A 1,357-nucleotide genomic window follows, 5' to 3' on the forward strand; every position below is an offset into this window, starting at 1 on the left:
CGGGCGCCCCAAGCGGGGCGCCCGGTCTGTTTTTCAGCCCGGCTCGGCCGCAACCCGCGGCCGCACCAGCACGCCGCCGGTCATCGGCTGCAGCACGCCCGTGGTGCCGGGAAAAGTCAGCGGCAGCCCCTTCCACGACCGCACGGCGAGATAGGCGAAGGCTTCCGCCTCCAGCGCATCCGACGACCAGCCGAGCGCCTCCGCGGGCACGACCTCGACCCTCGTCAGTGCCTTCAGGGCGGCCATCAGCGTCGGGTTGCGCGTTCCGCCGCCGCACACCACCAGCCGTTCAGGCGCCTCCGGCACCTGTTTCAGGCCCGCCGCCACCGCCGCGGCCGTGAAGACGGTCAGCGTTGCCGCCGCATCCTCGGTGGAGAGCGCGGTCACTGAATTTCGACAGAAGCTATTTCGATCCAGAGACTTCGGTGGCCTTTTCTGAAAAAATGGATGCGATATGAGCGCACCCAGCGCCGCATCATCCACGGTGCCGGCGGCGGCCAGCCTGCCGCCTTCGTCCATGGCGGCCCCGGTGCGCTCGCGCACGAGATCGTCGATCAGGGCGTTGCCGGGGCCGGTGTCGAAGGCCAGCAGCGCGCCGTCGCGGCCGATATAAGTGAGGTTTGAGACGCCGCCGATATTGAGAATGGCGACCGGCCGCTTCAGCCCGGCCTGCGCGGCAAGAGCGCGGTGATAGACCGGCACCAGGGGCGCCCCCTCGCCGCCGGCGGCCACATCGGCGGCGCGCATGTCGAACACCACCGGCACGCCCGTGGCATCGGCCAGCGCCTGCGCATCGCCGATCTGCACCGTCAGGCCGCGGCGCGGGGCGTGGAACACCGTCTGCCCGTGAAAGCCGATCACCGCCACATCCTGCGGGCTCATGCGGCGCGCGCCCATGAAATCCGTCACCGCGGCCACATGGGCATGGGTGACGATGGCTTCCGCCTCGGCCATCGCCGGGGTGCGCTCGGTGCGGCTCGTTACCGCCGCCGCGTCCTGCAGCGCGCGGCGCAGCACGGCGCGCTCGTCCGGGTGATAGGGCCGGAACGCCCCCGTAACGGCATGGACCGCGCTTTCGCCATCGGTATCGACCAGCGCCAGATCGACGCCGTCCATGGAAGTGCCGCTCATCAGGCCGATGGCGCGCATGGGGCCGTTCGCGGTTGGGGTCATGGTTCGGGGCCTCGCGGTTCTGGCCTTGCGGCCGCGGGATTGCCGCCGGCGGACCCGGCGTGTCTGCTGCGGCGGCGCCGGCGCCGCCGCGTTGTATCTTGTTCCGGCGGCAGAGCCGCCGTGTCCATAGGCTCTGGCGGCGGAGCCGCCGCGCTGTGTCTTACTCCGGCGGCAGAGCCGCCGC

At 71.4% G+C, this 1,357-nt stretch carries 1 protein-coding gene; it reads right to left on the reverse strand.

Going from position 1 to position 1,357, the window contains the following annotated elements:
• Positions 1 to 33: 33 nt before the first annotated feature.
• Positions 34 to 1,173 (reverse strand): anhydro-N-acetylmuramic acid kinase, encoded by a 1,140-nt coding sequence (locus V7067_RS15660; protein ID WP_334176836.1) that lies wholly within the window; start codon positions 1,171 to 1,173, stop codon positions 34 to 36.
• Positions 1,174 to 1,357: the final 184 nt, after the last annotated feature.

Origin of the sequence: Pseudoxanthobacter sp., from assembly GCF_036822375.1 — a bacterium.
GTDB lineage: Bacteria > Pseudomonadota > Alphaproteobacteria > Rhizobiales > Segnochrobactraceae > Pseudoxanthobacter.